Origin of the sequence: Pseudomonas sp. USHLN015 (assembly GCF_037153275.1) — a bacterium.
GTDB lineage: Bacteria > Pseudomonadota > Gammaproteobacteria > Pseudomonadales > Pseudomonadaceae > Metapseudomonas > Metapseudomonas tohonis.
Genome location: NZ_JBBCKP010000013.1, coordinates 44,843 through 67,336, shown reverse-complemented (window position 1 = coordinate 67,336; position 22,494 = coordinate 44,843). Strand labels below are relative to the sequence as shown.

The 22,494-nt window shown below is 68.3% G+C and carries 16 protein-coding genes; 9 read left to right on the top strand and 7 right to left on the bottom strand.

The genetic code is table 11. The annotated features are described in order from the left end of the window. Positions 1-145: 145 nt before the first annotated feature. The 3 genes from WFQ67_RS25050 (at position 146) to nirD (ending at position 3,768) form a co-directional block, all read left to right on the top strand. Complete coding sequence (locus WFQ67_RS25050) at positions 146-433, top strand: hypothetical protein (RefSeq protein ID WP_213629429.1); 288 nt, start codon at positions 146-148, stop codon at positions 431-433. 402 nt (positions 434-835) lie between these two features. After that, the gene (gene nirB, locus WFQ67_RS25045; protein ID WP_337058501.1) at positions 836-3,394 is read left to right on the top strand and encodes a nitrite reductase large subunit NirB; all 2,559 of its coding nucleotides are present in this window, start codon (positions 836-838) and stop codon (positions 3,392-3,394) included. After that, positions 3,394-3,768, top strand: coding sequence for a nitrite reductase small subunit NirD (gene nirD, locus WFQ67_RS25040; RefSeq protein ID WP_285961976.1), 375 nt, complete (start codon positions 3,394-3,396; stop codon positions 3,766-3,768). The genes nirB and nirD overlap by 1 nt, the downstream gene beginning before the upstream one ends. A gap of 913 nt (positions 3,769-4,681) precedes the next feature. Here the strand turns inward: nirD and WFQ67_RS25035 are convergent. The 5 genes from WFQ67_RS25035 to WFQ67_RS25015 all read right to left on the bottom strand — a co-directional run bounded on the left by WFQ67_RS25035 (position 4,682) and on the right by WFQ67_RS25015 (position 14,653). Further along, the gene (locus WFQ67_RS25035; RefSeq protein ID WP_337058500.1) at positions 4,682-5,659 is read right to left on the bottom strand and encodes a sensor domain-containing diguanylate cyclase; all 978 of its coding nucleotides are present in this window, start codon (positions 5,657-5,659) and stop codon (positions 4,682-4,684) included. A 103-nt stretch (positions 5,660-5,762) separates the two neighbouring features. Continuing rightward, positions 5,763-6,338, bottom strand: a complete 576-nt coding sequence (locus tag WFQ67_RS25030) for a hypothetical protein (RefSeq protein ID WP_337058499.1) — start codon at positions 6,336-6,338, stop codon at positions 5,763-5,765. A gap of 77 nt (positions 6,339-6,415) precedes the next feature. Continuing rightward, on the bottom strand, positions 6,416-11,323 hold the full coding sequence (locus WFQ67_RS25025) for a PAS domain-containing hybrid sensor histidine kinase/response regulator (protein WP_337058498.1): 4,908 nt from the start codon (positions 11,321-11,323) through the stop codon (positions 6,416-6,418). Next, positions 11,320-13,047: a putative bifunctional diguanylate cyclase/phosphodiesterase gene (locus WFQ67_RS25020; RefSeq protein WP_213629417.1), complete on the bottom strand. Its 1,728-nt coding sequence runs from the start codon at positions 13,045-13,047 to the stop codon at positions 11,320-11,322. The genes WFQ67_RS25025 and WFQ67_RS25020 overlap by 4 nt, the downstream gene beginning before the upstream one ends. Positions 13,048-13,525: 478 nt before the next feature. Beyond that, positions 13,526-14,653 carry a response regulator gene (locus tag WFQ67_RS25015; protein WP_337058497.1) on the bottom strand — a complete coding sequence of 376 codons (1,128 nt, stop codon included), beginning with the start codon at positions 14,651-14,653 and terminating at the stop codon, positions 13,526-13,528. 280 nt (positions 14,654-14,933) lie between these two features. On the opposite strand from WFQ67_RS25015, the gene WFQ67_RS25010 reads away from it, so the two are divergent. From WFQ67_RS25010 to tam, 6 genes are all read left to right on the top strand, one after another. Continuing rightward, positions 14,934-16,193 carry an HD-GYP domain-containing protein gene (locus WFQ67_RS25010; protein ID WP_337058563.1) on the top strand — a complete coding sequence of 420 codons (1,260 nt, stop codon included), beginning with the start codon at positions 14,934-14,936 and terminating at the stop codon, positions 16,191-16,193. 67 nt (positions 16,194-16,260) lie between these two features. Continuing rightward, a complete protein-coding gene (locus tag WFQ67_RS25005) occupies positions 16,261-16,731 on the top strand; it encodes a GNAT family N-acetyltransferase (protein WP_337058496.1) in 471 nt (156 codons plus the stop codon). A 101-nt stretch (positions 16,732-16,832) separates the two neighbouring features. Next, positions 16,833-17,696, top strand: coding sequence for a PAM family subclass B3 metallo-beta-lactamase (gene blaPAM / locus WFQ67_RS25000; RefSeq protein WP_337058495.1), 864 nt, complete (start codon positions 16,833-16,835; stop codon positions 17,694-17,696). A 25-nt stretch (positions 17,697-17,721) separates the two neighbouring features. Further along, entirely contained in the window at positions 17,722-18,144 is a 423-nt protein-coding gene (locus WFQ67_RS24995) for a PaaI family thioesterase (protein WP_213629410.1), read from the top strand. Positions 18,145-18,894: 750 nt separating this feature from the next. Next, positions 18,895-19,761, top strand: a complete 867-nt coding sequence (locus WFQ67_RS24990) for a DMT family transporter (RefSeq protein ID WP_337058494.1) — start codon at positions 18,895-18,897, stop codon at positions 19,759-19,761. Between the two features lie 398 nt (positions 19,762-20,159). Further along, positions 20,160-20,930 (top strand): trans-aconitate 2-methyltransferase, encoded by a 771-nt coding sequence (tam, locus tag WFQ67_RS24985; protein WP_213629406.1) that lies wholly within the window; start codon positions 20,160-20,162, stop codon positions 20,928-20,930. An 84-nt stretch (positions 20,931-21,014) separates the two neighbouring features. Here the strand turns inward: tam and WFQ67_RS24980 are convergent, their stop codons facing one another. Then, positions 21,015-21,377, bottom strand: a complete 363-nt coding sequence (locus WFQ67_RS24980) for a DUF3509 domain-containing protein (protein WP_111263190.1) — start codon at positions 21,375-21,377, stop codon at positions 21,015-21,017. A gap of 170 nt (positions 21,378-21,547) precedes the next feature. Beyond that, positions 21,548-22,408: a LysR family transcriptional regulator gene (locus WFQ67_RS24975; protein WP_213629404.1), complete on the bottom strand. Its 861-nt coding sequence runs from the start codon at positions 22,406-22,408 to the stop codon at positions 21,548-21,550. Positions 22,409-22,494: the final 86 nt, after the last annotated feature.

The following is a 22,494-nucleotide window of genomic DNA, read 5'->3' as shown; positions in this document are numbered from 1 at the left end:
GTTCGAGAGGCGACGACGGCGGGGGGTTCGGCCTATCTGACGCGCGGGTCGCGTTTTTTTCATCCGGCGATGGCTGCGCCCGCGACGCTGGATTACCCTGGCGGCCTTTCGCCCCCGGGCGCGCGCCTATCGCTGGAGACCCTGCATGTACCAAGACACCGCCACCCTGACCGTCAGCGCCGAACACTTCGGGCGTGAAGCCGAGGCGGTGGACAACGCCCGCGTGGACATCGGCCTGGAGACCGTCTCCCCGGGCGTGATGAAGGTGCACTTCAAGGGCCAGCTGGCGGCCCCGGAGGAGCCGACCCACGTCTGCATCACCCTGGACATCGGCCTCACCTACTACGGCCCGATCACCGGCGGCGACGCCAACGTCGAAGGCGGCTGGCTGAGCTTCGAATGCGACATGCTCGACCCCGACCTGCTCAACTGACCGCCCCGGCGTGCCGCTCCAAAACGGGGACCGGCGTGCCCCGGCGCCCCATCATGGTTCAGCCGGCCACCCCGTTCGCGGCCTGACTCCCCCGCCACGGCAAGCCCCGCGCACCTTGCCCCGCAAGGGCCGCGCCCGCCCCGCCGCCCTCCTCTCACGCAACTGGCATGCAACCTGCTTTTCCCTGGTCGGCCCCGTAGGATTTCTCCCTCGGGGTCTCCCGCGCGGTCGCCGATGACCCAGCACGGCGGGACGGATGGCCAGGGCAACGGAGCCCGCACGGCCCTCCCCGACACCCACGAATCCCAGGCAAAGGCGCCTGGAGCCGCTCGACGGTTCCAGGCGCTTTTTTTTGCATTTTTTTCCGCAGGCCCTGGCAGCGGCTTCGACAGAGGAAGGCTCATGAACGCCATCGTCACCCCGATCAAAAGCGAGATCCTGGTCGTCATCGGCAACGGCATGGTCGGTCACCACTGCGTGGAGCAGTTGATCGAACGCGGTGCCCTGGCGCGCTACCAGGTGCATGTCTACGGCGAGGAGCGCCAGCGCGCCTACGACCGCGTGCACCTCTCCGAATACTTCACCGGCAAGGACGCCGAGGCCCTGGCCCTGGGCGAGCCCGGCCTCCATGCCCGCCACGGCGTGCACCTGCACCTGGGCGTGCCGGTGCTGGAGATCGACCGCGAACGCCGCGAAGTGGTCACCGCCGAGGGCCGCCAGCCCTACGATCGCCTGGTGCTGGCCACCGGCTCCTACCCCTTCGTGCCGCCGATCCCCGGTGCCGAGGGCCGCTCGCGCCTGGTCTACCGCACCCTCGACGACCTCGACGGCATCCGCGAGGCCGCCGCCTGCGCCCGGCGTGGCGTGGTGGTGGGCGGCGGCCTGCTCGGCCTGGAAGCGGCCAACGCGCTGAAGTCCCTGGGCCTGGAAGCCCATGTGGTGGAGTTCGCCTCCCGGCTGATGCCGGTGCAGCTCGATGCCGACGGCGGCGCCGCCCTGCGTGCCCGCATCGAGGCCCTTGGGGTGGGCGTGCACCTGGCCCGCGCCACCCAGGAGATCGTCGTCGGCGAGGAGTACGCCTACCGCATGCGATTCAACGACGGCGAATTCCTCGAGACCGACCTGATCGTCTTCTCCGCCGGCATCCGCCCGCAGGACGCCCTCGGCCGCGCCGCCGGCCTGGAGATCGCCCCGCGCGGCGGCGTGGTGATCGACAACGACTGCCGCACCAGCGACCCGACGATCTTCGCCATCGGCGAGTGCGCCTCCTGGAACGGCAGCGTCTTCGGCCTGGTCGCCCCCGGCTACGCCATGGCGCGCAACCTCGCCGCGCTGCTGGCCGGCCAGCCCCACGAACCCTTCACCGGCGCCGACATGTCCACCAAGCTCAAGCTGCTGGGCGTGGACGTCGGCTCCATCGGCGATGCCCACGCCGCCACGCCCGGCGCGCGCAGCTACCGCTTCATCGACGAGGCCAGCGCCAGCTACCGGCGCCTGGTGGTGTCCGCCGACGGCAAGCGGGTGCTGGGGGCGGTGCTGGTGGGCGACAACAGCTACTACGACACCCTGCTGCAGTACGCGCAGAACGGCATCGAGCCGCCCCGGGACCCGTCGAGCCTGATCCTGCCCCGCTCCGAAGGCGCACCGGCCCTGGGCGCCGACGCCCTGCCGGCCAGCGCGACCCTGTGCTCCTGCCACAACGTCAGCAAGGGCGCGGTGTGCTGCGCGGTGGACGCAGGCTGCACCGACCTGGGCGAGCTGAAGGCGCGGACCAAGGCCGCCACCGGCTGCGGGGGCTGCGCCGCGCTGCTCAAGCAGGTCTTCGAGCACGAGCTGGGCGCCCGCGGCGTGGCCGTCGACACGAGCCTGTGCGAGCACTTCGCCCACACCCGCCAGGCGCTCTGCGCGATGGTGCGGGTGGAAGGCATCCGCAGCTTCGAGGAACTGCTGGCCCGCCATGGCCGTGGCCACACCGGCTGCGACATCTGCAAGCCGGCGGTGGGTTCGATCCTGGCGTCCTGCTGGAACCAGTCGATCACCGACCCGCTGCTGGTGCCGCTGCAGGACACCAACGACACCTTCATGGCCAACATGCAGAAGAACGGCACCTACTCCATCGTGCCGCGCATCGCCGGCGGCGAGATCACCCCGGACAAGCTCATCGTCCTCGGCCAGGTGGCAAAAAAATACGATCTGTATACCAAGATCACCGGCGGCCAGCGCATCGACCTGTTCGGCGCCCAGCTGCACGAGCTGCCGGACATCTGGGGCGAGCTGATCGAGGCGGGCTTCGAGACAGGGCATGCCTACGGCAAGTCCCTGCGCACGGTGAAATCCTGCGTCGGCAGCACCTGGTGCCGCTACGGCGTGCAGGACAGCGTGGCCATGGCCCTGCACCTGGAGAACCGCTACAAGGGCCTGCGCTCGCCGCACAAGATCAAGTTCGCCGTCTCCGGCTGCACCCGCGAATGCGCCGAGGCGCAGAGCAAGGACGTTGGCGTGATCGCCACCGACAAGGGCTGGAACCTCTACGTCTGCGGCAACGGCGGCATGCGCCCGCGCCATGCCGAGCTGCTGGCCACCGACCTCGACGACGAGGCCCTGGTGCGCGCCATCGACCGCTTCCTGATGTTCTACGTGCGCACCGCCGACAAGCTGCAGCGCACCTCGGTGTGGCGCGAGGGCCTGGAGGGCGGGCTGGACTACCTCAAGGCGGTGATCCTCGACGACAGCCTGGGCCTGGGCGCCGAGCTGGAGGCGCAGATGCAGCAGGTAATCGACCGCTACGAATGCGAATGGGCCAATGCCCTGAAGGACCCGGAGAAGCTCAAGCGCTTCCGCACCTTCGTCAACGACCGGCGCGGCGACCCGGACATCCACTTCGTCCGCGAGCGCGGCCAGCGCCGGCCGGCGACCGCCAGCGAACTCCACCTGATACCCGTCACCGAGGAGGTGAATTGATGAGCCAGCCCCACGCCCTGCGAACCACGTCCCAGCCCACCTGGCGCACGCTCTGCGCAGCCCGCGACCTGGTCGCCAACTCCGGCGTCGTCGCCTGGCTCGATGGCGCCCAGGTCGCCCTCTTCCTCCTGCCCGGGGCGGAGGACGGCGAGCGCCTCTACGCCATCGAGAACCGCGACCCGAAATCCGGCGCCAACGTCATCGGCCGCGGCCTGCTCGGCCACATCAAGGGCGAACTGGTGATCGCCTCGCCGCTGTACAAGCAGCACTTCCGCCTGGAGGACGGCAGCTGCGTGGAATACCCCGAACAGCGCCTGCGGGTGTGGCCGGCACGGCTCAACGGCGAGGCGGTGGAAGTGGCGGTAGACGCGTAAGGCCCCGCCAGGGTCGTAGGGGCGAATTCGTTCGCCCAGGGCGCTGCTGTGGGCGCGAATTCATTCGCGAGAAGGCGAAGGCCCCAGCGTTGGGCCTCGCTGCGCTCGGCGCCAACCTACGGGCTGGACGTCATCCGCCCGGGTGGGCACCGCTGGTGGAGGTGAAGAGCGACCTCCACCCTACGCAGCGGTCCAGGCCGAGCATGAGGTGCACCCGCTACCGCCGTGGGAACGAATTCATTGGCTCTGTCTGCGTTAAGTGTTGCTAGAAGGTTTCGAGCCCAGCTGATTGCCGAGCTTTGCTGATGCTTCTGGCTTCGCCCCCCCGGGCGAGTTTCTTTTGGCAGTCGTCGGGGTGCCGAACCACCCAAAAGAAACCAAAAGGGCTTGCCCCATCATCCGGCCCGACTGCGTCGTCGTTACTCGCTACGCTCGCCCTTCGGGCCGCACTGAAGTGCGTTCGCCACAAGTGGCGTCTGGGGGCCGGCGCGATGGGCCATCCATGGCCTGGCGCGCCTCTCGCGGCATCCATGCCGCTCGTCCCCCGACGCAACGACTGCGTTCGGCCTCCTGGAGGGGCGTTTCTGCTGCTCCAACGTCCTCGCCGGAATCTTCATCGATGTGCGCATCACGCTTTGGGGGGCGGAGTGGTTTCCGTAGGGTGGCGTAGAGCGAAGCGAAACCCACGCGGTGGGCGTGGCAGGGGGTCATAGACGCCCCGGAAAGCACCGCACTTGACGCTTCGCATCAGGTTCAAAACAGCCAACGCAGACAGAGCCAATGAATTCGCCCAAGGCGTAGGTCGGGTGAAACCCGACAGTCACGGCACATCGCCATGCACCGCCGTGGGAGCGAATTCATTCGCGAAAGGGTGAAGGCCGCTGCGTTGGGCCTCGCTGCGCTCGGCGCCCACCTACGAGGCTGTTCCGCCCTGTTCCTGTCGGGCCTCGATATCGGTCCACTGGCCGGCTTCGAAGCGGTTGCGGCCGCCCTGCTTGGCCCGGTACAGCAGGCGGTCGACGGATTCGACGAAGGCAAGCGCCTGGTCGTGCTGGGTGGGGATGATGGTGCCGACGCCGAGGCTGACGGTGAGCAGCGAGGCGACCCCGGATTTCTCGTGGGGGATGCAGCGCTCGCGGAGCAGGCGGCGGCAGCGCTCGGCCACCTGGCGGGCGGCGTCGGCGTCGGTTTCCGGGAGGATGAGGACGAACTCCTCGCCTCCGAAGCGCCCGACGAGGTCACGTGGGCGGTTGGCGGCCTCGCTCAGCGCCTGGCCGACGCTCTTCAGGCAGTCGTCGCCCTGGATGTGGCCGTAGTGGTCGTTGTACTGCTTGAAGTAGTCGATATCGAGGAGGATCAGCGACAGCGGCTGCCGGGTGCGCTGGGCGTTGGCCCACTCCACGTCCAGGGTCGAGTCGACCATGCGCCGGTTGGCCACGCCGGTCAGGCCGTCCTTGTAGGAGAACTCTTCCAGCTGCTTCTGCAGCTCCACCAGCTTCTGCTCGGCGTGCTTGCGTTCGCTGATGTCGAACATGAAGCCGATCAGCGCCTGTACCTCGCCCGCCTCGTCGCGCATCACGTGCACCACATCGCGGATCCACACGTAGTCGCCGGCGGCGGTGAGGGCGCGGTAGTCGGCCTCGTGGTCGGTGCCGGCCTGGGATTGCGAGACGCAGAAGGCGACCACGGCGTCGCGGTCCTCGGGGTGCATGCGTTCGGCCCAGTCGTCGACGCTGATCCAGCTGGACGGGCTCCAGCCCAGCAGCGCCTCGATCTGCGGGCCGATGTAGGCGAAGTTCATGGTCTTCCAGTCGATTTTCCAGGGGATCGCCCTGGTGGACTCCAGCAACGTCTTGTAGACCGCGTTGGTGGTTTCGACTTCTTCTCTCATGGCGGTGGTTCCGGCGACTGCGTGATGGCCTGTGGCTTTTATACAGTAAGCCCGACAGCCTGGAACCCCTCACCGACAGGGCGTTTGATCGGCTTCTGCGGGGCTACTTTCCGGAGAGGCGGTAGCGCGCCAGCTCCGCCGCCGAGAGCACGCGCATCTGCCGGGGGTCGGTGCGCTGCATGTCCTCCAGCAGGCTGGGCGGGATGTTCATTTCCTTGAAATAGGCGGCGGAGTTGTAGCGCACGCCCTTGTACAGCGCCTCGTCGCGGGAGGAGTCGCCATGGGCGTAATAGGGGCGATGCAGGCCCACCGAGCCGCTGACGATCTTGCCGCGCCCGGCGGCCAGCAGGTAGACGCAGGTGCCCTGGCACAGGCCGGTGGAGGGCACCAGCGCGTCGAAGCCGGTCTCGCGCAGCAGGCGGCCCATGCGGATGGCCTCCGGTACGCTGCCGCCGATGCTGTCCAGCAGGACGATCTTGCGCACGAATTTTCCGGGGTTGCCGAGCACGCCCTTCATCAGCGTGTCGTAGTCACCGGGGGCGATGTCTTCGGAAACCTTGGCCAGCAGCATCGGCCCGGACTTGTGCTGGACGGCCTCCACCTCGACCCGCGCGAAGGAGGTGGCCGAGCAGAGGGCGCCGAGGCCGAGGATGGCGATGCGGAGGAAGGTGCTGGTCATGCGACGAAACCCTGGGGAACAGCTGGGAAAGTGCGCACGATACCTGCTGGCGCGGACGTCGCACAGGGCCCCTCCGCTCATCCATGGCTCTCACCCCGGTGCAGGCGCAGCCCGCACTCGCGGGCGGCTTCGAAGTCCAGCTCGTCCACCAGGCGGACGAAGGCCAGGCAGGCCTCGCGCAGGGGTGGCGGAGCCTTGTGCAACAGCGGTTCAGTGTGGTCCAGGGCCGCCAGGCTGCCGGTCTCCAGCAGCTCCATCACCTTGCCCAGCGCCGCCTGCCAGTCTGCCATGGCCTGTGCCCCGACCTGCTCGAAGCGCGGGTCGCGTACGGGTGGTGGCGGCGTGGCCTGGGGAACGGCCGCGCCGGGGAAGAGCTGGTCCAGCGCCGCGCTGCTGCTTTGCAGCAACGCTTGCAGCTCGTCGACCCAGGGTGGCTCGTGGAGGAAGGCGGCGGCCTCCCCGGGAGCCAGGTGCAGGCCTTGCTGCTCCAGCTCGCCGGAACGCAGGCACAGGGCGCTGGCCCCCATGGTCCCGGCGCTGCCCTTGAGGCCATGGAGCACGCCGACCACGGTACGCAGGTCGCCGCTGGCGACGGACTCGCGCAGGCGCTGCATCTGTTTCTGCATCTCGGTATCGAAGCTGGCGAGCACCGTCATCAACAGCTTCTGGTTACCACCGAAGCGCGCCAGGACGGACTCGCGGGGCTCCACCACGGCTGCCTGCCCCGGCACCACACGGGGGAGCGCTTCGCGGATGACGGCACCGGGCTGGGTCCAGCGCAGCAGCGTGGCCACCAACTGGTGGATGTCGATGGGCTTGCCGACATGGTCGTCCATGCCGGCGTCCAGGCAGCTCTGCCTGTCCTGGGCCGCGGCGTTGGCGGTCATGGCGATGATCGGCAGCGCCGGGTAGCGGCCGTCGGCGCGAATACGCCGGGTGGCTTCGAGGCCGTCGATGTCGGGCATCTGGACGTCCATCAGCACCGCGTCGAAGGCCTTCAGGCTGCCGAGCACCGCCTGCACGCCCTCCAGGCCGCCCTTGGCCAGCCGCACCTCGGCGCCCTCGCCCGCCAGCAGTTCGGATGCCACCTGGCGGTTGAGCGCGTTGTCCTCCACCACCAGCAGGCGCAACCCGTCAAGGCGCTGCCGAGGCCTTTCGATGGCGGTGACCGGCGCATCCTCCTGCCCCAGGGCCCGCTGCACGGCACTGGCAAGCTGCATGGGGGTGACCGGCTTGGTGAGGAAGCCGGCGAACGGCGCCCTGCCCTGCTGGCTACGATCGGCCAGCACCTCGCTGCCGTGCGCGGTGATCATCAGGATGCGCGGCACCTGCAGCTCGCCCGCCATGGCCTGGATCGCCTCGCTGGCGGCCAGGCCGTCGAGGCCGGGCATGCGCCAGTCCATCAGCACTAGGTCGAAGGGTTCCAGCCGCTGCGCCGACTCGCGCACGTGGTTCACGGCCGCTTCGCCGGTGCAGGCATATTCGGCCTGCCAGCCGAGGGACAGCAGGGTGCGCAGCAGCACCTCGCCGGCAACCGGGTTGTCGTCCACCACCAGCAGGCGCAGCGGCGCATCGACGCCCGGACAGGCGGCGCGCAGGGCACCGGGCTCGGCCAGGTCCAGGGTCACGTCGAACCAGAAGCGGCTGCCCTGGCCTGGCTGGCTCTCGACCTTCAGTTCGGCCCCCATCAGCTCGACCAGTCGCTTGCAGATCACCAGCCCCAGGCCGGTGCCACCGAAACGCCGCGAGGTGGAGGCCTCGGCCTGGGTGAAGCCGTCGAAGATGCGCTCCAGCTGCTCCGGGCTGATACCGATGCCGGTGTCGCTAACCGAGACCCGCAGCCGCACCGAACCCTCGAACAGGTCGAGCAGGCGGAAGCCCACCACCACCTGGCCGACGCTGGTGAACTTGAGGGCGTTGCCAGCGAGGTTGATCAGCACCTGCTGCAGCCGGAAGCTGTCGCCCACCAGCCGTTGCGGCAGGCGCGCGTCGAGATCGAACATCACTTCCACGTCCTTGTCGCCCTGGTTGCCGGCGAGCACCACGGCGAGGTCGCGCATCAGCGCTTCCAGTTCGAAGTCGTGGGGGTCGAGCTGCAGCTTGCCGGCTTCGATCTTGGAGTAGTCCAGGATGTCGTTGAGCAGCCCCAGCAGGGAGCGGGCGGCGGTCTGCGCCTTGAGCACGTAGTCCAGCTGGCGGTCGTTGAGTTCGGTGCCCTGGACCAGTTGCAGCATGCCCAGCACGGCGTTCATCGGCGTGCGGATCTCGTGGCTCATATTGGCCAGGAAGAAGCTCTTCGCGGCGCTCGCGGCGTCAGCCTTGTCGCGCGCCTCGAGGAGGCGCGACTCCAGCTCGCGCTGGGCGGTGATGTCGCGGTTGATGCCGGTGACCTTGGTCGGCTGGCCCTGGGCGTCGCGCTCGATCTGCGCCGCGGCCTGGATGAAGCGCACCTGGCCGTCGGGGCGGACGATGCGGAAGATCGGTTCGTAGCGCGCGCTGCCGTCGATGGCGGCGAGCAGCTGCTTGGCCACCCGGTCGACATCCTCCGGGTGCACGCGGGCATGCCAGTGCTCCAGCAGCAGGCCCCGCTCGCCCTGCTCGGGCGGCTGGCCGTAGATCTCGTACATGCGGGCGTTCCACTGCAGCGTGTCATCGGCCAGGTTCCACGACCAGATGCCCAGCTCGGCCACCTCGGCGGCCAGCAGCAACTGGTCGCGGGCGGCCAGCAGGCTCTTGCGCTGCAGGTGCAGCTGGGTGAGGTCGGTGACCACGCAGACCAGGCGCTGCTCGCCGTTGGTGCCCATGGCGGCCAGGGTGAGCTGCATGGGGAAGCTGCTGCCGTCGCCGCGCAGCCCCCAGAGTTCCTGGCCGCTGGGCCCGGTGCCGGTGGCCTGGCCGGTGTAGCTGGCCATCAGTTCGGCGAAGGCCTCGCGCGAGGCCGGGTCCACCAGCTCCTCCAGGTGACGCCCGGGCATGGTCTGCGGGTCGCAGCCGAAGACCACGCCACCGGCAGGGTTGAACGACTGGATGCGACCGTCGCGACCGAAGGTGATGACCGGGTTGACCGCCGTGTCCAGCACCGCGCGGGTGGTGGCCAGGCTTTCCTGCAGCTGGCGCTCGGCGGCCTTGCGCTCGGTGATGTCCAGGGCGATGCCGAGATAGCCGGTGGGCCTGCCGCTGGCGTCGCGGATGGCGGTGACCACCAGGGTCACGGGGAAACGCGTTCCGTCCTTGCGCACGTAGGTCCACTCGCGTGCCTCGGCGCCCTCGTGCTCGGGTACGTGGACGAAGACGCGGAAGCCCTGGATCGGCTGCCGGTAGCGCTCGCTGAGTTCATGGCCGCGCTCGACCACCTCTTCGGTGACGTGCAGCAGCGCAGGGGTCTGCCGCCCCACCAGTTCCTTCGCCGTGTAGCCCAGCAGGCGCTCGGCGCCACGATTGAAGACGCGGATCAGGCCGTCGGCATCGGTGGCGATGATGGACACCTCCGAGGCCGAGCTGAGCACGCTGTCGAGCAGCACGTTGGTCGCCGTCAGCTCCTCGGTGCGCGCCGCCACCTGTTCCTCGAGCCCGGCGTTGAGTTCGAGGATGCGGGCCTCGGCACGCTTCTGCGCGGAGATGTCGCGTACGGTCTTGGAGATTCCCACCACATGCTTTTGGCGATCCAGGATGGGGGCGATGGACAGCGAGACATCGACCAGGCTGCCGTCCTTGCGGTGGCGCTCGGCATCGAACAGGGCGAGACGCTCGCCCCGGCCGACCCGCCGCAGGATGTCGGTCTCCTCATCGACGCGTGCCTCGGGGACGATCAGCTCCTTGAGCGTGTGGCCGATGGCCTCCTCCGCGTCGTAGCCGAAGATCGCCTCGGCGCCGGCGTTCCAGCTGGTCACCACGCCGCCCAGGGTCTGACCGATGATGCCGTCGGGGGAGCTTTCGACGATGGCCGCCAGGCGTGAGCGCTGCTCGAACACCTGTTGCTTGCGCCACCCGCTGACGCCATTGGCCCCCACCAGCGCGGCCAGCAGGCAGGTCAGCGCCAGGCCGGCGCCCCAGGCCAGGCGGGGTGACAACAGGTTGAGCTGGGCGGTGAAGGCCGGGTAGGCGGCCAGCTCAACCTCCCAATGGCGCCCGTAGAGGCTGCGCTCCACACGCAGGCTCATCACCTCGGGACTGCCGTCGGGGGAGGCGGCGCTTTCGTAGAACACGTCTGCGGTGCCCGGCGTGGTGATGTCGCGCAGGCGCAGTTGCAGGGTGTGGGCATCCACCTGCAGGCCGTCGAGCACCTCCTCGGTGAGCAGCGGCGCGTAGCTCCAGCCGACGAGCTGCCGCTCGCGCTCATCGACACTCGCGGGGACGGCCACGCCCTGGTAGATGGGCATCAGCATGAGAAAGGACTGCAGCGGCTTGCCGACCGCCTGCACCAGCGTGATGGGGGCGGTGAGACGCACCTCGCCGCTGCGCATGGAGGCCAGCGCGGCCTCGCGCCGATTGGCTTCCGAGGCGATGTCCAGGCCAATGGCCGCTGAATTGTTGGCCACCGGCTCCACGTACTGGATGACAAAGCGGTCGCCCTCGTGCTGGCTGATCTGGCGGATGGCGAAATCCGGCTTGCCGTCGGCGCGGGCGAGGCGGAGAAAGTCGGCCTCTTCGGCCTGAGCGACCTTGCGGATGAGGCCGAACCCCCGCGCGCCGGGAAACTCGAAGGCGATGTCGCGGGAGCGGGCGTAGCGGTTGAACAGCTCGCGGCTGATGCCCGCCTCGCCAACCGTCACCAGGGCGCCACGGGCACCGCGCAGGCCGTACTGGTAGAGGCCCAGGCGACGCACCACGGCATCGGCCATGGCGTCGGTGACCCGCGTCAGCGCCTCGTGGATGCGCTGCTGGTTGTGCTGCTGCAGCTGGCTGGCCACCAGCGCGGTGGCCAGGATCCCGGCCAGGACCACGGCCAGCATGCTGTAGACCGGCGCGGACAGGCGCCGGCTCATTGGCCGGCTCCATCGCCGGCGTCGAGCCAGCGTTGCGGGTGGGTGGTGTTCTCGGCGAGAAAGCGGCTGGCCTCGGGAAAGGGTACCGGCCGGCAGAACAGGTAGCCCTGCATGATCCGGCAGCCCAGCCCGAGCAGCAGCCGCGCCTGTTCGCGATGCTCGACGCCTTCGGCCACCAGATCCAGTCCCAGGGCCTGGGCGAGGCGGATGACCGCCTCGATGATGGCCGCGTCACTGCGGTCGGTGAGCATCTCGCGGACGAAGCTCTGGTCGATCTTCAGTACGTCGATGGGAAGGCGCTTGAGGTAGGCGAGGCTCGAATAGCCAGTGCCGAAATCGTCGATGGCGATGCGCACGCCCACCTCCTTCAATGCCAGCAGGGTCTTGCGCGTCTGGTCGATGTCATGGGCCAGCACGCCTTCGGTGATCTCCAGCTCCAGGTGGTCGGGCGGCAAGCCCGACTCCTGGATGATGTCCTTGACCATGCCGAGGAAGCTTTCCTCGCGGAACTGCACGGCGGAGATGTTCACGCTCAGGCACAGCGGGTAGCCCATGTCGAGCAGACGCCTGGCGTCGTTGCAGGCCTGCAGCAGCACGTACTTGCCGATGGGGATGATCAGCCCGGTTTCCTCGGCCAGGGGGATGAAGTCGGCGGGCGAGACCAGCGAGCCATCGGCGGTGCGCCAGCGGATCAGCGCCTCGATGCCCGATGGGCGGCCATCGGCGGCGTCGATCTTGGCCTGGTAGAACACCTCGAACACCCGCTGCTCCAGGGCCCGGCGCATGTGGCGTTCGAGCATGTGGCGGGCGCGGGTGCTGGCCTCGATCTTCTCGGAGAAGAAGCGGAAGCGGTTCCGTCCCTCCACCTTGGCCTGGTACATGGCCGAGTCGGCGTAGCGGTAGAGGGATTCCAGGTTGTCGCAATCGTCCGGGTAGACGCTGATGCCGATGCTGGCCGAGAGGTCGTAGCGGGCGCCGTTGATGGTCAGCGGCAGGCCGATGATCGACAGCAGGCGCTCGGCGAAGTCCCCCACCGCGTCGAAACCCTGGACATCCGGCAGCAGCACCACGAATTCGTCGCCGCCCTGGCGGCTGACGGTGTCGACGGTGCGCACCGAGGCCGAAAGGCGCAATGCGACCTCGCGCAGCACCTGGTCCCCGGTGGTGTGGCCGATGGAATCGTTGATCAGCTTGAAGTTGTCCAGGTCGAGCATCAGCATCGCCACCTTGCCCTGGCCCCGCCGCGCTTTCTGCAACGCCTGTATGGCGCGGTCCTGCAGCAGCGCGCGATTGGGCAGGCCGGTCAGCGCATCGACGTAGGCCACGCGCTTGGCCTGCTCGCGCAGGCTCAGGTGGGCCTTCACGTAGGCACGCACCACCGCCAGGTTGAGCGGCTTCTGGATGAAGCCCAGCGCACCGGACTCCAGGGCCTGCAGCTCGTTCTCCGGCCCGCTGTGTGAAGTGACGAAGATGATCGAGGCGTCGCACAGCTTGGGATCGGCCTTGATCTGCCGGCAGATGTCGAATCCGCTCATCTGCGGCATCTCGATGTCCAGCAGCACCACATCGGGCCGGCAGGACCGGGCGATCTCCAGGGTCCCCGGGCCGCCATTGGCGATGTGCACGGCCGCCAGGTCGCGCACGGCCTCGCTCAGCACCCGGATGTGGCTGACCTGGTCATCGACGATGAGGATCACTGGATCGTGGCTGTAGAGGTCGTGCATTCCCTGGCTACCTCGAATGACACTAAGGTCCTGACTAACTGACAGCCTAGACGAAGATATCCCACGCTCAGGTTCAACTGGACTGACAAGGGTCTCTGCTGGTCGGCGGGCGCCAGGAGCAGCGCACTACGCCCCTTGGCGACCTGCAGTTTTAGTGGGTCCCCGCGTTCGCGGGGATGACGAATGGGGGATGAGCGCCGTGAAAACCCCGTCACCCTCGTGAACGCAGGGGCCCAGTGAAAGGGCCGCAACGGGAAGCACGAAAACGAATCCTTCGCGGATGCACAGGTTTCCGTTAAGCCCGCAGCCGGTGGATTTGGGCTGTTCTTTAAGTGGCTCCCCGCGTTCGCGGGGATGACGGGTGGGGGATGAGCGCTGTGCAAACCCGTCACCCTCGCGAATGCGGGGGCCCAGTGAAAGGGGCGCAATCAGGCGTCGGAGCATGCAGCCGCCGCGCACTCCGGACCCTGTGGCTGCCCTAGCCCACGCCGGCCAGGCGCTTGAGGCGTTCGATCTCCGCCGCCGACTCCCCGACGCACTGGGCCGCGGCCAGGCGCATGACCACCTGCTCCTGGCGCACCTGGAACTGCGGCAGCGCATAGCAGGCGCCGATCAGGTCGCGCAGGGCCATGGGCAGGCCCCAGTGCGCCTTGAGGCGGATGGCGAACGGCTCGGCGAAGTCGGCGAGGGCCTTGGTCAGGGTGTTGTCGTCGAGGGCCTGGCGGCTCTGTCGCATCCACTGCTGGGCCTGGAAGATCACGCACATCTCGCCCAGCCGGTAGAGCAGCGCCGCCGCCTGCAGCGGACCGTGGTCGAGGCCGCACTGGCGGGCGGTGCGCACCACGGTTTCGGAAAGCTGCTCGATCTCGTCCAGGTAGTTCTGCAGGAACAGCTTCAGGAACGGGTCAGTGGTGCTGCCGGCCTGGCGCAGGGCCAGGGCGATGGCGTGGTTCATGCACGTGCGGGCGCCCATGCGCTTGAGCGCCTCGGGCAGGCTGATGCAGGGCGCCTGGCCGCTACCGTAGGTGGCGCTGTTGGCAGCGGCGATCAGGTAGGCGCACAGCGCCGGGTCGCGGTTCCAGTCGGCGGCCAGCTCCTGGAAATCCATCGGCACGCCCCGGCTGGCCTGTTGCAGCTTGTCCTTCACGTCGGCCAGCAGCGGCACGTCCAGCTGCTCGGCGGTCAGGCCGCGCAGGTGCTCCTCGAAGTTGCCCTGCTGCGCCTCGGGCTCCACTGCCCGGGCATCGCCGGGCAGCAGGCTCTCCAGGCAGGCGATGACCTTGGGTACATCGAAGGGCTTGGTGATATAGGCGCTGATGCCCATGGGGCGAGCGGCCATCACGCTTTCCCGGTCGGCACGGCCAGTGACCACCAGCAGCGGCACGGTCCTGTCGATGCGGCGGATCTTCTGCATCACATCCAGGCCGGTGCCATCCGGCAGGTTCCAATCGACGATGACCAGTTGGTAGCGGTTCGATCGCCAGGCATCGACGGCCGCACGAACCGCTGCGAAACACTCGATTTCCGCCCCCGGACGGACACTCAGCACCAGTTGCTGAAGCAGATTGGCGATCCAGGGATCGTCATCGACTATCTGAATCCTCATCGGCTCCTCTCGTCCTAGCCCCCGGGACGCTTCCACGGCATGGCTTCCCGGCCCCGGCAAAGAATAGAACAGCCCAGCCGCCAACGCCCTCGCCGGGCCGGGGCTCCAACCGAGCGATCGGCCACCGATCTTCACAGGCTTGCCTATAGTGAGTGCGTACCGCCATGCAACCTGAGGTGATCCCCATCCCACGCGCCCGTTCACCGGCCCGCACGTGACCGGTGAGGATCGAGCCGTGCCAGGCGCATGCGGCCCCAGCCACCCCATAGGATGTCCAATGGTGCTGAAGCGAATCGCTACCGCCGACCTGCAGCTCGGCATGTACGTCCAGGAATTCTGCGGCTCATGGATGGACCATCCCTTCTTCCGCGCCAAGTTCGTGGTCAAGACCGACAAGGACCTGCAACGCATCCGCAACAGCGAGATCGCCGAGGTGTGGATCGACACCAGCAAGGGCGCGGACGTGGCCGAGCATCTGCCCAGCCGCACCGTCGAGGAAGTCGAGGCCGAGATCGACGAGCGCCTGGCCGCCGCCGAGCACAAGCCGCCCCTGCGCCCCACCAGCCTGGAGGACGAGGTGGCGCGTGCCGCCGAGCTTTGCGCGCGCTCGAAGGAAGCGGTGGTGTCGATGTTCGGCGATGCGCGCATGGGCAAGGCCATCGACGTCGAGAACGCCCAGGGGCTGGTGGAGGAAATCGCCAACTCGGTGCTGCGCTGTCCCAATGCGCTGATCAGCCTGGCCCGCCTGAAGTCGGCCGACGAATACACCTACATGCATTCGGTGGCGGTCTGCGCGCTGATGATCGCCCTCGCCCGCCAGCTCGGCCTGGCGGAAGCCCAGGTGCGCGAGGCAGGCATGGCCGGGCTGCTGCACGACATCGGCAAGATGGCCGTGCCCATGGACGTACTGAACAAGCCCGGCAAGCTCACCGACAGCGAATTCGAGCAGGTACGCAGCCACCCCGAGGCGGGTACGCAGATACTCCTGCAGAGCGGCCAGGTCAGCGCCCTGGTGCTGGATGTCTGCCTGCACCATCACGAGAAGGTCGACGGAACCGGCTACCCGCATCGCCTGCAGAGCGATCAGATCAGCCTGCTGGCGAAGATGGGCGCCGTCTGCGACGTGTACGACGCCATCACCTCCGACCGCCCCTACAAGCGCGGCTGGGACCCCGCCGAATCCATCCGCCGCATGGCCGAATGGAGCCAGTCGCACTTCGACGAGGCGGTGTTCCAGGCGTTCGTCAAATCCATCGGCATCTATCCAACCGGTTCCCTGGTGCGCCTGGACAGCGGGCGCCTCGGCGTCGTGCTGGAGCAGCACCCGAAGTCGCTGACCATGCCGCGGGTCAAGGTCTTCTATTCCGTGCGCCTTAAAGCCGCCATCCCGGTGGAGGTGATCGACCTGGCGAAGCTCGCCGGGCGCGACAAGATCGTCGCGCGGGAATCCTCCGCCGACTGGCCGTTCAAGAACCTCGACGAGCTCTGGTCCGGGATCGCCGACGTGCGCCGCAGCCGCGCGGCAGAGGGGCAGCGCTGAAGCGGCGCTTGTGCGGGGCGCCGCACTGCTGTTCCATGTGCGCTCCCCACCCCGCAAGGACGACCCCATGTACCGCCTGGACTGGCTGCGCAACCACCCGCAGCACAGCGACACCTACGCCCTCTGGCTCTACCGGCAGTTCGCCTACGAGTTCGCCGACCAGCCCCTGGAGGACTGGCAGCGCGAGTTCGCCGAAGGCCAGCTCAGTGGCGAGTGGCAGTGCCTGGTGGCGCTGGATGGCGAACGCCTGCTCGGCGGCGCGGCCCTGGCCGCCGACGACCTGCCCGGCCGCGATGACCTGGGCCCCTGGCTCGCCTGCGTGTTCACCACACCCGAAGCGCGCGGGCAGGGCATCGCCGAGCGCCTGATCGAGGGCATCTGCGAGCAGGCACGCAGCCAGGGCCATGTGCGGCTCTACCTGCACACCCAGGATCGCGCCGACTACTACGCCCGGCGCGGCTGGACGCCGCTGGAATCTTTCCACGCCTGGGGCGCCGAGCACACCCTGATGTGGCGCGCCCTGGAAGGCGCGGCATGAGCGCGCCGAACCCCGGGCGCGAAAAAGGGTCAGAGCGGCTCCATGGCGCCCGGCGTACCGGCCGGGCAGAATGCCGCCCCCGTTATCGATGGAGTGTTCCGATGCGTTTGCTCGCCAGCCTCGCGCTGCCCCTGTTCGCCGCCAACCTGGCGGTCGCCGCCCCCGCCCAGCTGCCCCAGCTGGAGGCCTACAAGGGTCTCGACGCCTGGCTGGTGCCGGTGGAGCCACTGCGCATCAGCGACCACGTATGGCAGATCGGCACCGCCAGCATCAGCGCCCTGCTGGTGAAGACCGACGCTGGCGCGGTGCTCATCGACGGTGGCATGCCCCAGGTGGCCGATCACCTGCTGGCCAACATGAAGAAGCTCGGCGTGGCCCCGCAGGATGTGCGCCTGATCCTGCACAGCCATGCGCACATCGACCACGTCGGCCCGCTGGCGGCGATCAAGCGCGCCACCGGCGCCATGCTGGTGAGCAACGCCGAATCCGCCGTGCTGCTGCAACGTGGCGGCGCCGACGACATCCATTTCGGCAGCGGCATGCTCTTCGAACCGATCCAGACCGACCGCCTGGTGCAGGACGGCGAGGCCGTGACCCTGGGCAGCAGCACCTTCACCGTGCACTTCACCCCGGGGCACACGCCCGGCAGCATGAGCTGGACCTGGACCGACACCCGGGACGGCGAGCCCCTGCGCATCGCCTACAGCGACAGCCTCAGCGCGCCGGGCTACCAGTTGCGCCACAACGCCCGCTACCCGCACCTCGTGGAAGCCTTCCGCGCAAGCTTCGCCGCCGTCCGCGCCCTGCCCTGCGACCTGCTGCTCACACCCCACGCCGAAGGCAGCGGCTGGGACTACGCCAACGCCGCCAGGCCACATCCCCAGCCGGTCAGCTGCAAGGCCTACGCGGACAAGGCCGAGGCGAAGCTCGACCAGATGCTCGCCGAGCAGGCGAACAAGCGCTGACATCCAACGACCAGGGGGCCCGGACATGGCCAGCAAAGACGCGATCGCGAGTTTCATCAGGGACGCCTTCCCGCAGACCCGCGTGGTGATCGAGTCCGTCGGGCCGATGGCCGCCACGGTATCGCTGCAGGTGGACGACAGCGACCTGCGCCCCGGCGGCACCGTATCCGGCCCCACGCTCATGGCCGTGGCCGACGTCGCCCTCTACGTCGCCGTGCTGGGGCAGATCGGCATCGTGCCGCTGGCGGTCACCACCAGCCTGACCATCAACTTCCTGCGCCGGCCGGAAGCCGCCCGCCGGGTGATCGGCGAGTGCCGGCTGATGAAGCTGGGCAAGACCCTGGCCATGGGCGAGGTCTCCCTCTATTCCGAAGGCCTGGACGACCCCGTCGCCCACGTGGTCGGCACCTACGCCATCCCGCCGGAGCACCTGCGGCAGGTGCCGTGACACCGTGCAGGGGCGAATTCATTGGCTCTGTCTGCGTTAAGTGTTGCCAGGAGGTTTTTGGCCAAGCCGATTGCCGAGTTTTGCTGATGGTTTCTGTTTCGCCTTGCCGGGCGAGTCCCTTTTAACAATCGTCGGAATGCCGAACCACTTAAAAGGAACCAAAAGCGCTCGCCCCTGCATACGGGTCTGGCTGAAGCCAGACTCCCCTCGCTCCATCATCGTTTCAGGGGCCCGGCGTACCGGGCCATCCATGGCCCGGTACGCCTTTCGCGACATCCATGTCGCTCAACCCCTGAAACGACGATTGCGCTCGGCCTCCTGAAGGGGCGTTTGGCGGCTGCTGCAACCTCTTCGCCAGAATCTTCAGCGATGTGCGCATCACGCTCGCTTACGTAGGGTGGTGTAGAGCGAAGCGAAACCCACGCGGTGGGCGTGACAGGGAGCCATAAATGCCCCAGAAAGCACCAGGCTTGAGGCCACCCATCAAGTTCACAACAGCTAACGCAGACACAACCAATCCATTCGCCCAGCCCATGCTCGCAGGTTGCAGCGATGCGAACCCCATCAACGGTGGTTGCCGGCCCAGCATGGGGTTCGCTTCGCTCTTCCCATCCTGCGGATAGGCATATGACGGGTCGTGGGAGCGAATTCATTCGCGAATAACCGGCACCTTGGTCGCATTGACCGCCGTCGCGCGGCCGCGCTTGTATGGCGCCACGACAACGACCACCCGACGCTACGGGACCCGCCATGACCGTGCCTGCCGCCCACCCGACCACCACCCGAGGCTCCACGTTGCTGCTCACCGGCCTGGCGATGCTCGCCTTCGCCGGCAACTCGGTGCTTTGCCGCCTGGCCCTGAAGCACACGGGCATCGATGCCGCCAGCTTCACCGTGCTGCGCATCGCCAGCGGCGCGCTGATGCTGTGGTTCCTGCTCAGGTGGCGCAGCGCCGGCAAGCCCATGGCCGGCAGTTGGCCAGGCGCGCTGGCGCTGGTGGTGTACGCGGCGGGCTTTTCCCTGGCCTATGTCCACCTGGAGACCGGCACCGGCGCCCTGCTGCTGTTCGGCGCGGTGCAGTTGAGCATGCTGTCCTACGGTTTCCTGCGCGGTGAGCGGCTCGGGCTGCAGGGCGCGACGGGCCTGTTGCTGGCCATGGCCGGGTTGCTGGTGCTGCTGTTGCCGGGCGCCAGTGCGCCGCCCCTGGGCAGTGCGCTGCTGATGCTGGTGGCGGGGCTCGCCTGGGCGGTCTATTCGCTGCTGGGCAAGGGCTCCGGCGATCCGCTGGCTGCCACCACCGGCAACTTCGTGCGGGGCATCCCGATCGCCCTGGCCTGCGCCCTTCCCTTTCTCCACGACCTGCACTACGACCCCGCCGGCGCGGGCTTCGCCCTGCTCTCCGGCGCCGTGGCCTCCGGCCTGGGCTACGCCATCTGGTACGCGGCGGTGGCCCGGCTGGCTGCGATCCAGGCCGCCACGGTCCAGCTCAGCGTGCCGATCATCGCGGCGACGGCGGGCATCCTGCTGCTCGGGGAAGCACTGACCCTCACCCTGGCGATCTCGTCCATTGCGGTGCTGGGAGGCGTGGGGCTGGTCCTGGGCAGCAAGGTGCGCTGAAGCAGCGTTTGGCCTCCGGACCTGGGCGGTCTGTCAGATCTTTACCGTTTCGCTATAGCAAAAGGCTTACAAGAGGCGGATGAAATCTCCTCTGCCCGACTTTATCTGACAGACCTATCCTACACACACGACTGAAGCGCAGGACGCGCCCGGTCAGGGAAGATCGACCAACGCCAGGATGGCAGCCGACAGGATGTCGGACGGTCTGGAAAAAGCCCGCTTCGGCGGGCTTTTTACTTTTCTGCGTTCTGCAGGCATTGCACCCGCCCCGGCCCCTCGCCTACCTCGCATCGAGCACACCTGCTCGCCTGCGGAGCCCTTCGCCGCCATCCAGGCTGGAAGGATCGGCCGCGCTGGAGGATCATCGAGCCCCTCTCACCGCAGCCCGGAGCCTTTCGATGAGCTGGTCCGCCGCGCAGTACCGGAAGTTCGAAGACGAGCGCAATCGCCCCATCCATGACCTGCTGGCGCAGGTACCCGAGCACCCCGTGGCGCGGGCGATCGACCTGGGCTGCGGCCCGGGCAATTCCACCCAACTGCTCCTCGAGCGTTTTCCCGATGCCCGGGTCACCGGCCTGGACAGCTCGGAGGACATGATCGAGGCCGCCCGCCAGCGCCTGCCGGACGTCGACTTCCAGGTGGGCGACATCACCCGCTGGAGCAGCGCCGAGCCGGTCGACCTGATCCTCGCCAACGCGTCACTGCAATGGGTTCCGGACCATGCCAGCCTGCTGCCGGCGCTGCTGGCCCGGCTCGCCCCCGGCGGAAGCCTGGCGGTACAGATGCCCGACAACCTGGATGAGCCGGCGCACCGGCTGATGCGCGAAATCGCGGCGCAAGGGCCCTGGGCCGAGCGCCTGGCGGACGCGCACCGCGCCCGGGAAAGCCGCCATCCGGCGTCGTGGTATTTCGGCGTCCTGCGTGAAGCCGGCGCACGGGTGAACGTCTGGCGGACCGTCTACCACCATGCGCTGGCGGGCGGCCCGAAGGCTATCGTCGAGTGGTTCAAGGGCAGCGGCCTGCGTCCCTTCCTCGCGCCGCTTTCGGCCACTGAGCAGGACCAGTACCTGGCCCGTTACGAGGCCGCAGTGGCGGCGGCCTATCCCAGCTACGCCGATGGCTGCGTGCTGCTGCCCTTCCCGCGCCTGTTCTTCGTCGCCACCCGCTGAGACGCGCCCGGGCCCATCAGCCCGGCGCGCGGGGTGCGCGCGATCAGCCCCATCACCCCGGGGCTAGGCGTGCAGCGAGAAAACTCAACCCGCCACGGCCTGGCGGCCGACCGAGCCATGGCGCAGGGCGCGGCGGGCGAACAGCGTCTTGGCGGCGGTGACCTGGATCGGGCCGCCGGTGAAGGTCGGCAGCTCGCCACGGACCCACTGGTTGCCCTCGCCCTTCCAGCTCACCTCGCCCGCAGCGAGCTTGATGTCGCGGATCAGCTCGCGGATCAGGCCGCGCACCCGCTTCTGGCAGAACACCGCGTCACTGTCGATGGCCTTGCGCAGGGTCGGGTGGTCGTCCTTGTCGAGGGTCAGCAGCAGCTTGCCGTCGGGACGGGGCGTGATGGAGACGGTGTAGCCAGGGAAGGCGTCGAAGAATTCTTTGATGGCGATCTGCATTGCAATCACTCCTGTCCGGTTCATTGCCGTAACAGGAGGTGCATCCGCCGTGCCAGCCTCGGGCCGACCGTTAAATCCTTATTAATCAAACGGTTGCGTAAAGCTGATATCAAGCTGTCATTTGCAGGATGCAAGGCCGGCCAATTGTTGAGGCCGTATTCTGCAAGGGCTCAGGCGCCCTGCAGGCAGCGGGCGAAGAGCTGCAGGATGGGCTGGCTGCGCTGGCCATGACGGGTCAGCAGGATGATGCGCCGCTGGAAGGTCAGCTCGCCCAGGCGGATGACGCGGATGGCGGCCTCGCGCTCCAGCCACAGGCCCGCCTCGGGGATCAGCGAGACCCCGAGCCCCGCTTCGACCATGCGCACGATGGCATCGAGCTCGTCGAGCTCCAGTGCCACCTGGACCTCCAGCCGCTGCCGACGGAGGAAGCGGGTGACCTGGCGCCCGCCGAAGGAGGTGCGGTCGTAGCGCACCAGCGGCTGGCTGGCGAGGATGCGCAGCGGGTCGTCGCCCTCCAGCTCGCGGGGCACGATGAGCACGAAATCCTCCTCGCGCAGGACTTCGGCGTGCAGCTCCTTGGGCAGGTCGAACGGCGGCTCGATGAGGATCGCCAGGTCCAGTTCACCCGCGTCCACCTGGCTCAGCAGGTTCAACGAGACACCGGGGATCAGCTTGGGCTCGACCTTGGGCGCGGCCTCGCGCAGGCGCAGCAGCGCGGCGGCCAGCAGGCCGGTCTGCACCGTGGCGATGGCACCTATGCGCAGCTCGCCGCTGAACTGCTCGGCCGCCTCCGGGGTGGCCATGCGCGCGAAGATCTCCAGCATCTCCCGCGCCATGGGCAGCGCGCGGTGCCCGGCGGCATTGAGGATGGCCTGGCGCCCGGTGCGATCGAACAGGCGCACGCCAAGGGCCTGCTCCAGGTTGCGGATCTGCGCGCTGACCGCCGACTGGGTCAACCCGATGTGCATCCCGGCGGCGGCGAAGGTGCCGTGGCGGGCGACGGCGATGAAGGTGCGGAGTTCGCGCAGCATGGTCGGCCTCTGATCGAAATTATTCGTGCTCGGCACAAATTATCCCGACTTTCCATCGACAATCCCATCTCTAGAATGGAGCGCAC

Excerpts from the sequence above, each read along its gene's own strand:
- WFQ67_RS25035 (WP_337058500.1), bottom strand. The coding sequence starts at position 5,659 with ATGAGAGAAGAAGTCGAAACCACCAACGCGGTCTACAAGACGTTGCTG.
- WFQ67_RS25050 (WP_213629429.1), top strand. The coding sequence starts at position 146 with ATGTACCAAGACACCGCCACCCTGACCGTCAGCGCCGAACACTTCGGG.
- WFQ67_RS24975 (WP_213629404.1), bottom strand. The coding sequence starts at position 22,408 with ATGCTGCGCGAACTCCGCACCTTCATCGCCGTCGCCCGCCACGGCACC.
- nirD (WP_285961976.1), top strand. The coding sequence starts at position 3,394 with ATGAGCCAGCCCCACGCCCTGCGAACCACGTCCCAGCCCACCTGGCGC.
- WFQ67_RS25025 (WP_337058498.1), bottom strand. The coding sequence starts at position 11,323 with ATGAGCCGGCGCCTGTCCGCGCCGGTCTACAGCATGCTGGCCGTGGTC.
- nirB (WP_337058501.1), top strand. The coding sequence starts at position 836 with ATGAACGCCATCGTCACCCCGATCAAAAGCGAGATCCTGGTCGTCATC.
- blaPAM (WP_337058495.1), top strand. The coding sequence starts at position 16,833 with ATGCGTTTGCTCGCCAGCCTCGCGCTGCCCCTGTTCGCCGCCAACCTG.
- WFQ67_RS25020 (WP_213629417.1), bottom strand. The coding sequence starts at position 13,047 with ATGCACGACCTCTACAGCCACGATCCAGTGATCCTCATCGTCGATGAC.
- tam (WP_213629406.1), top strand. The coding sequence starts at position 20,160 with ATGAGCTGGTCCGCCGCGCAGTACCGGAAGTTCGAAGACGAGCGCAAT.
- WFQ67_RS25005 (WP_337058496.1), top strand. The coding sequence starts at position 16,261 with ATGTACCGCCTGGACTGGCTGCGCAACCACCCGCAGCACAGCGACACC.
- WFQ67_RS24980 (WP_111263190.1), bottom strand. The coding sequence starts at position 21,377 with ATGCAGATCGCCATCAAAGAATTCTTCGACGCCTTCCCTGGCTACACC.
- WFQ67_RS25030 (WP_337058499.1), bottom strand. The coding sequence starts at position 6,338 with ATGACCAGCACCTTCCTCCGCATCGCCATCCTCGGCCTCGGCGCCCTC.
- WFQ67_RS24995 (WP_213629410.1), top strand. The coding sequence starts at position 17,722 with ATGGCCAGCAAAGACGCGATCGCGAGTTTCATCAGGGACGCCTTCCCG.
- WFQ67_RS25015 (WP_337058497.1), bottom strand. The coding sequence starts at position 14,653 with ATGAGGATTCAGATAGTCGATGACGATCCCTGGATCGCCAATCTGCTT.
- WFQ67_RS24990 (WP_337058494.1), top strand. The coding sequence starts at position 18,895 with ATGACCGTGCCTGCCGCCCACCCGACCACCACCCGAGGCTCCACGTTG.